This is a genomic window from Selenomonas sp. FC4001, assembly GCF_000701565.1.
Lineage (GTDB): Bacteria > Bacillota > Negativicutes > Selenomonadales > Selenomonadaceae > Selenomonas_A > Selenomonas_A ruminantium_B.
This window is the reverse complement of the sequence record NZ_KL370794.1, coordinates 1-7,026: the sequence shown is the minus strand read 5'-3', so window position 1 is coordinate 7,026 and position 7,026 is coordinate 1. Positions and strand designations below refer to the sequence as shown.

The window sequence follows — 7,026 nt, the reverse complement described above, 5'->3', positions numbered from 1 at the left end:
GCCACCGGGCGTCTTAGCATATCAATGTAACTAAAGCCCTTTTCGTGCTTTAGCCTTTGCAATCAATGCTTCTGCCTGCGAAAACGCTCCCGGCAGGAACTCTTCCTCCCACTCGCGTCCCGCCTTCTCGCTCTTTTTGATAGCCTCCCAGTCAACCGACGCTGCGTCCGCCCCCGCAAACACATGCGGATGCCGCCGCTCCATCTTATCACTGACCGCCTTAGCCACATCATCGAGCGTAAACAGTCCTGCTTCTTCTGCCAGCCGGGCATGAAAGACGACCTGCAGCAGCAGGTCGCCCAATTCCTCTTTGAGATTTTCCGCCTTGCCCGTGGCCTTGAGGATATCTATGCCCGCCAAAACTTCCGCGGCTTCCTCAATACAGGCTGGCTTCAGGCTCTCATGGGTCTGTTCCCTGTCCCAGGGACAGCCCTTATCCGAGCGCAGGACTTCGACAATTTTTTGCAACCGGCGAAGTTCATCTTGTTTCATTTCAGCGTCACCAATTCATATTCACGCGTGCCCATGCCGATTTTCTCTGCATGTTCCAGCGTTTCCTTCCAATGCACGTTGGGATTGTTGTCCATAAACACATCGTGGTGATGGTGCCAATCTTCTTTAGCCAGATTGTCGCCTAACTGACTGTCGCGAACAGGCGTTGCCTTCTGACAGGCATCGGCGCTGGCCTGGTCGATAGCCACGGGGTCAAAGGACGCAAACATGCCGATATCCGGCAGAATGGGCGCATCATTTTCCCCATGACAGTCGCAGTTCGGCGAAATATCCATCGCCAGATTGATATGGAAGCAGGGTCTGTCCTGTACCACAGCCTGCGTATATTCCGCCATCTTCTTGTCGAGCAAATCGCCTGCATCCCACTGCTCATTGCGGATAGCCGAGAAACCACAGGCACCAATGCAGCGGCCGCAGCCCTTGCATTTTTCCGGGTCGATATAAGCCTTGCCCGTATCGAAGCTGATGGCATCCGAGCCACATTCCTTGGCGCATTTATGGCAGTTGCGGCAAAGTTCCTGATTGACCACACACTTGCCGGAAGAATGCTGCTCCATCTTCCCGGCGCGGCTGCCGCAACCCATGCCCAAATTCTTGATGGCACCGCCAAAGCCCGTCATTTCATGGCCCTTGAAGTGCGCCAGACTTATCACGATATCCGCGTCCATCACGGCCCGCCCAATCTTGGCAGCCTTGACATATTCGCCATTCTTTACGGGAACTTCCACATCATCTGTGCCTTTAAGGCCATCGCCGATAATAATCTGACAGCCCGTAGTCATGGGATTAAAGCCATGCAGATTGGCAATGTCCATATGCTCCAATGCATGCTTGCGGCTGCCAGGATAGAGCGTATTGCAGTCCGTCAGGAAGGGAATACCGCCCTGTTCCTTGACCAAATCCGCCACCACTTTGGCATACTGCGGACGCAGGAAAGCTAAATTCCCCATTTCCCCGAAATGCATCTTGATGGCCACAAACTTGCCTTCCATATCAATGTTCTTAATCCCTGCCGCAATGCAGAGACGGCGCAGCTTTTCCAACCAGCTGGTGCCCACCTGCGTACGGAAACTGGTAAAATAAACCTTGGCTTTTTCCATGATATCCTCCTAAAATATAATACACACAAATCTATTATACCATGAAAATAACCACCAGCGGCTTTCTCGTCACCTGCTGATGGTTATTTTCTTCGCAACCAATTCGCACTTCATGTTTTCCTTATGGGTTTCTGCCTAAAATCCCATCGGAATCTCCTCCTTACATGAATTGCATGTCGGCAGCTGTGGGAAAGGCTGAACTTCCTTCCCTTTGCTTACTCTTATTATACCGAAAAGAGCTTCGCCTGTCAATTATTTTCAGAATTTTTATTGTGTTCTGTGTTCACATCTATGATGGAAAAATCCTGCCGCTTCGCGTATTCTTCTCCAACATTTAAGGCCTGCGCCCTGTCCGCGTCTCCCTGCACATGGAGATACGCCGCAGCCTGCACCGGCGTCATGTCCCTGGTTGTGGTACTGCGGGACTGCATGTAACAGATATTGCCGTCTCCATCATAAATACATTCCTCCAGCGTTAGACGGTAATTATCCTTTTCGTTGCGGATGCGCTTGCCTGTGTATTGCTGATAGAGGATATAGCCGCAGCCTTTCGCCTTCGCCTGCTTCATCATTCCCCGAAAATCCTGCTTTTTTTCTGCCTGCTGCTGCGGGGTATAGGTGGCTTCCGTCAACTCCCGAACCATCCGCTCCATATATGGCAGTTCCCGACGCAGATTCTTCGGCATATCAAAGACTGGCGCGGCAACATACAACGCATTTTGCAGGTGAAGCTGCGGCTCCCCGGCCAGCTTGGGCAATTCTCCGGCTGGCTTGGCATCCACATAATGCCGCCAGGCTTCATCCAGATACAGGACCATTTCATGGGGAAAATGTTCCGTAAGTTTGCTCTCCCAATCCACCCGTTGGCCGAATTGGACGAACCCTCCCGTCAAAGACTGCAGGATACTTTTCACCGGGTCACCTGCCATCCCCACGCGTGTCAGGGAAAATTTATGCTCGTAAGCCCGGGCAAAGGCTTCATTGCCCACGGCCGGAGCGCCAAAGGTGATGACCTCCAGCTGTTGCGGGGAAACGCCCATATCTGCCAGCCGGGCAGCCGTCAAAGTAGCCGCGGCGCCCCCTAAGCTGTGCCCTGTAAGGTAAAGTTTACGTTGTGGATGGTCCTGCAATTCCCTGGCCATTTCTTCCCCGAAAGTCAGGTTTTCCATCTGTGGCAGCGGCTGGGTAAAGAGCAGCTTCTGCACATATTCGTTAAACCCGCGATGTACCAAGGGCTTATCCCCGGATTTTCCGGCCATGTCACCTGCCTTTTGCGCAAACTCCGCAGGTGTATGGCCTCCGAACGGTACGCGGCTGATATGCAGGTCGAGTTTTGCATCCTCGATGGTTTCTGTTCCCGGAAAAGTCACAAAGACAATGTCATGTTCCTGAACGCGATGTGCAAAAATATAAAGCCTGCCGCCTTCTCCCGGTGTCGGCTGATAGGAAAGCACCTGCCAGCCCCGCGCCATCAGCCAGTTGCGGGCCAGTGTCTTGAGTTCACCATTATAGGCCACATTGGCAATCATCGCCGCCGTCAAATGCAGTTCCGCCTGCTCAGACTGCGTCCTGTTCTCTTCCTGTACCACTGCCTGCTGCGCAGATATTGTCCCCATCCCAACACATAGCAAACAGATGACCAACAGACAGCGGACCAAAATCCTCTTCATACTGCCACACCTCCCGGATATACAAATAAAGCCCAGACAATCCACACTGTGAAACTCGTCTGAGCTTAAAATTCAAATGGTGCGGTCGATGGGACTTGAACCCATACGTCTTGTGAACACTACCCCCTCAAAGTAGCGCGTCTGCCAATTCCGCCACGACCGCCTATGCAGTTATTCAGTGAACTCACCGAATTAACAAAAAATATTGTAGAGTACTTTGGGCCTTATGTCAATATCTTTTTGGAAAAAATCAATCTTCGTCAAAAATTATCTGCCCATTGGCTAAGGAAGCAATTTTAGCGAGGGACTCTACCCGGTAACCGGCCTCCCGTACACGTTTTGCCCCATGCTGGAAAGACTTTTCAATGGCAATACCAATACCGACTACATTGCCGCCAGCTTGCTCAACGATGTTCGCCAGGCCCATAGCCGCGTTGCCATCGGCCATAAAGTCATCGATGATGAGGACATTTTCCCCGGCCTGCAGGAACTTTTTCAGCACGTACACCAGCTTGGCTTCCTTTTTGGTATAGGACGCAATCGGACAGGTATACATATCCTCCTGCATGAGCAGCGAAGGATTCTTGCGGGCAAAAACCAGACGCTTTTTGAGCTCATAGGCCACAGCCATACCAATGGCAATACCGGAAGATTCAATGGTCAGCACCTTGTCAATCTTTACATCGGCGAAGCGGCGCACAAATTCCTTGCCCATCTCCATCGTAAATTCCGGATCAATCTGATGGTTGATAAAGGAATCCACCTTCAAAATATTGCCCGACAGGCAGTGTCCCTCTTTTAAGATACGGTCTTTCAACAATTTCATGATAAAAAACTCCTTCCCTTAGGCAATATCCGTTGCTGGTTCAGCATTTTCTTCTTCTTCAGTTACCTTAGCGGCCTCCATATTAGCCGGCAGGAAGGTATCGAGCAAAATAGCCACCACATACACGACCGCCACGCAGTTGCCACTGAACACATCCTGCACCACCTGCGGGAAAATATGCCAAATGGCATTTTCCGTGGCCGTAGTCGTACCGATGCCAATCGAAAACGAAAGCGCCGCAATCGTAGCATTGCGCTGCGTCATTTCCACACGGCTCATCATCTGAATACCGCTGACCATGATGGAGCCAAACATCATGATGGTACAGCCACCTAAAACCGCATCAGGCAGGGAAGCAAAAAAGGCCCCGATAGAAGGAACCATGCCGGCAATAATCATCGCCACAGCACCAGTCATAATGGCAAAGCGATTTACCACCTTTGTCATGGCAATAAGGCCCACATTCTGGCTGAACGACGTGATGGGTGAACAACCAAAAAGAGAAGCCACGGAACTGCAAAAGCCATCACAAGCCAAAGAGCCGGCAATTTCCTTTTCGGCAACATCACGCTTCAAGCCCACAATGGCCATCGCCGTCGTATCGCCAATGGTCTCCGCTGCCGATACCAAAAAGATAATCCCGATAGAAATAATCGCGCCTAAGTGAAACTCTGGTGCAACGGGCAAAAGCACCGGCAGAGAAATAACACTGCCATTGAAAACAGCTGACAAGTCAACCTTGCCCATGCCCAGGGCAAGTACATACCCAACAACCAGCCCCACCAATACCGCCAGCTGCTTGTAATAACCTTTGGCAAAGGAAGAAAAGAGCAGACAGGTAACGAGCGTTACCGTGCCTAAAAAGAGATTGTCCGCAGAACCATAGCCATCATTGTAGCCGCCGCCAAAAGAACGGATTCCGATTCCGAGCAGAGAAAAACCGATAGTCGTTACCACAATAGAGGAAACAATCGGCGAAATAAGACGGCGCCAATACCTGGCCATAAGCCCTAAGGTTCCTTCGAAAATACCGCCGACCAGAACTGCGCCGACAACTGCTCCATAGCCAAAATTAGCTGCTACAAAGCAAATAGCCGTCACAAAAGTAAAGCTGACGCCCATGACAATCGGCAGACGCGCTCCCACTCTCCACAGTGGATACAACTGCACCAGGGTAGCAATCCCTGCTACAAACATAGCGTTCTGCACCAGCATGGCTGTCATCGCTTTGTCAAAGCCTGCTGCCCCGGCAATAATTACAATCGGGGTCAGATTGGCAACAAACATGGCCAGGACGTGCTGCAAGCCAAAAGGTATGGCTGCTTCCAGAGGCACCCTGCCATCCAGCCGGTAGATGTTCTCGATACTCGCTTCTTTCATGTAGATTCATCACTCCTGCAAAATGATAAAAATGAGATATTTATATAAAAAAAACTTGTCCTATGAAATTTATATCATAGAACAAGTTTTTATGTTCATAAAAAATGGTGCGGTCGATGGGACTTGAACCCATACGTCTTGTGAACACTACCCCCTCAAAGTAGCGCGTCTGCCAATTCCGCCACGACCGCAATTTATCAAAAAACAGTAGTAAACATAAAAATGGTGCGGACGAGAGGACTTGAACCTCCACGATGTCACCACCACTAGTACCTGAAACTAGCGCGTCTGCCGATTCCGCCACGTCCGCATTATATCAGCCTCAAGGGCTTTACAACTATATGAAATTGGTGGTGCCGAGGACCGGAATCGAACCGGTACGGTTGTTTCCAACCGACGGATTTTAAGTCCGTTGCGTCTGCCAGTTCCGCCACCCCGGCAGTATCTAAAACTGGAGCGGGTGATGGGAATCGAACCCACGTGACCAGCTTGGAAGGCTGGGGCTCTACCATTGAGCTACACCCGCACATAACCATCAAGTGGAGCTGGCGAGAGGAATTGAACCCCCAACCTGCTGATTACAAGTCAGCTGCTCTACCAATTGAGCTACACCAGCTTAATAAACAAAATGGTGCCTTCGAGCGGAATCGAACCACTGACACGGGGATTTTCAGTCCCCTGCTCTACCAACTGAGCTACAAAGGCACATATTATATATATAACGCCCGCAGGCGTTAATATCAAAGTGGCGACCCGAAGGGGACTTGAACCCCTGACCTCCGCCGTGACAGGGCGGCATTCTAACCAACTAAACTACCGGGCCATAAAATGGTGGGCGATAACAGGATCGAACTGCTGACATCCTGCTTGTAAGGCAGGCGCTCTCCCAGCTGAGCTAATCGCCCATATAATGGTGACCCACCACGGAATCGAACCGTGAACCTACTGATTAAGAGTCAGTTGCTCTGCCAGTTGAGCTAGTGAGTCATGATATTGGTGACGCGTATGGGATTCGAACCCATGAAGCCGCCGTGAAAGGGCGGTGTCTTAACCACTTGACCAACGCGCCGAAATTAATGGTGGCTCACCCGGGATTCGAACCCGGGACACCCTGATTAAAAGTCAGGTGCTCTGCCAACTGAGCTAGTGAACCATTATCTGGCTGGGGTAGCTGGACTCGAACCAGCGGATGCGGGAGTCAAAGTCCCGTGCCTTAACCGACTTGGCTATACCCCAATCACCCCAGAGGTATATCATAATTGGCTCCCCGAGCAGGATTCGAACCTGCGACATATGGATTAACAGTCCACCGTTCTACCGGCTGAACTATCGGGGAAGCATAACTCCTAAAAAGGAGTTCTTAACTGGCAACGCCCTATCCTCCCAGTCCGTCTCCAGACAAGTACTTTCGGCGTACGAGTGCTTAACTACTGTGTTCGGTATGGGAACAGGTGGAACCACTCGGCTATCGTCACCAGATTCAAACCAGCAACGCCCTATCCTCCCAGTCCGTCTCCAGACAAGTACTTTCGGCGTA

The 7,026-nt window shown here is 51.0% G+C and carries 5 protein-coding genes, 14 tRNA genes and 1 rRNA gene; all 20 read right to left on the bottom strand.

Features of this window, described 5'->3' with window-relative positions:
• Window positions 1–30: 30 nt before the first annotated feature.
• Window positions 31–492: a MazG nucleotide pyrophosphohydrolase domain-containing protein gene (locus T320_RS12995; protein WP_037356757.1), complete on the bottom strand. Its 462-nt coding sequence runs from the start codon at window positions 490–492 to the stop codon at window positions 31–33.
• Complete coding sequence (locus tag T320_RS12990) at window positions 489–1,613, bottom strand: DUF362 domain-containing protein (RefSeq protein WP_026759770.1); 1,125 nt, start codon at window positions 1,611–1,613, stop codon at window positions 489–491. Before T320_RS12990 ends, T320_RS12995 begins: the two co-directional genes overlap by 4 nt.
• A 248-nt stretch (window positions 1,614–1,861) precedes the next feature.
• Window positions 1,862–3,283 carry a lipase family protein gene (locus T320_RS12985; RefSeq protein ID WP_051608829.1) on the bottom strand — a complete coding sequence of 474 codons (1,422 nt, stop codon included), beginning with the start codon at window positions 3,281–3,283 and terminating at the stop codon, window positions 1,862–1,864.
• 77 nt (window positions 3,284–3,360) lie between these two features.
• Window positions 3,361–3,446: transfer RNA gene (locus T320_RS12980), tRNA-Leu, on the bottom strand.
• A gap of 87 nt (window positions 3,447–3,533) precedes the next feature.
• A complete protein-coding gene (locus T320_RS12975; protein ID WP_037356751.1) occupies window positions 3,534–4,109 on the bottom strand; it encodes a xanthine phosphoribosyltransferase in 576 nt (191 codons plus the stop codon).
• 18 nt (window positions 4,110–4,127) lie between these two features.
• Window positions 4,128–5,489, bottom strand: coding sequence for a uracil-xanthine permease family protein (locus tag T320_RS12970; RefSeq protein WP_037356748.1), 1,362 nt, complete (start codon window positions 5,487–5,489; stop codon window positions 4,128–4,130).
• A gap of 105 nt (window positions 5,490–5,594) precedes the next feature.
• Window positions 5,595–5,680 (bottom strand) — tRNA-Leu (locus T320_RS12965).
• Between the two features lie 32 nt (window positions 5,681–5,712).
• A tRNA-Leu gene (locus T320_RS12960) sits at window positions 5,713–5,799 on the bottom strand.
• Between the two features lie 41 nt (window positions 5,800–5,840).
• Window positions 5,841–5,929: transfer RNA gene (locus T320_RS12955), tRNA-Leu, on the bottom strand.
• 12 nt (window positions 5,930–5,941) lie between these two features.
• Window positions 5,942–6,015: transfer RNA gene (locus T320_RS12950), tRNA-Gly, on the bottom strand.
• 14 nt (window positions 6,016–6,029) lie between these two features.
• Window positions 6,030–6,105: transfer RNA gene (locus T320_RS12945), tRNA-Thr, on the bottom strand.
• Window positions 6,106–6,118: 13 nt separating this feature from the next.
• A tRNA-Phe gene (locus T320_RS12940) sits at window positions 6,119–6,194 on the bottom strand.
• A 41-nt stretch (window positions 6,195–6,235) separates the two neighbouring features.
• Window positions 6,236–6,312 (bottom strand) — tRNA-Asp (locus T320_RS12935).
• Window positions 6,313–6,318: 6 nt separating this feature from the next.
• Window positions 6,319–6,394: transfer RNA gene (locus tag T320_RS12930), tRNA-Val, on the bottom strand.
• A 6-nt stretch (window positions 6,395–6,400) separates the two neighbouring features.
• Window positions 6,401–6,476, bottom strand: a tRNA-Lys gene (locus T320_RS12925).
• 7 nt (window positions 6,477–6,483) lie between these two features.
• Window positions 6,484–6,558: transfer RNA gene (locus T320_RS12920), tRNA-Glu, on the bottom strand.
• 8 nt (window positions 6,559–6,566) lie between these two features.
• Window positions 6,567–6,642: transfer RNA gene (locus tag T320_RS12915), tRNA-Lys, on the bottom strand.
• A 6-nt stretch (window positions 6,643–6,648) separates the two neighbouring features.
• Window positions 6,649–6,725: transfer RNA gene (locus tag T320_RS12910), tRNA-Gln, on the bottom strand.
• A 24-nt stretch (window positions 6,726–6,749) separates the two neighbouring features.
• Window positions 6,750–6,825, bottom strand: a tRNA-Asn gene (locus T320_RS12905).
• A gap of 26 nt (window positions 6,826–6,851) precedes the next feature.
• Window positions 6,852–6,968, bottom strand: a 5S ribosomal RNA gene (gene rrf, locus T320_RS12900).
• Between the last annotated feature and the right edge of the window lie 58 nt (window positions 6,969–7,026).

Excerpts from the sequence above, each read along its gene's own strand:
- T320_RS12995 (WP_037356757.1), bottom strand. The coding sequence starts at position 492 with ATGAAACAAGATGAACTTCGCCGGTTGCAAAAAATTGTCGAAGTCCTG.
- T320_RS12990 (WP_026759770.1), bottom strand. The coding sequence starts at position 1,613 with ATGGAAAAAGCCAAGGTTTATTTTACCAGTTTCCGTACGCAGGTGGGC.
- T320_RS12985 (WP_051608829.1), bottom strand. The coding sequence starts at position 3,283 with ATGAAGAGGATTTTGGTCCGCTGTCTGTTGGTCATCTGTTTGCTATGT.
- T320_RS12975 (WP_037356751.1), bottom strand. The coding sequence starts at position 4,109 with ATGAAATTGTTGAAAGACCGTATCTTAAAAGAGGGACACTGCCTGTCG.
- T320_RS12970 (WP_037356748.1), bottom strand. The coding sequence starts at position 5,489 with ATGAAAGAAGCGAGTATCGAGAACATCTACCGGCTGGATGGCAGGGTG.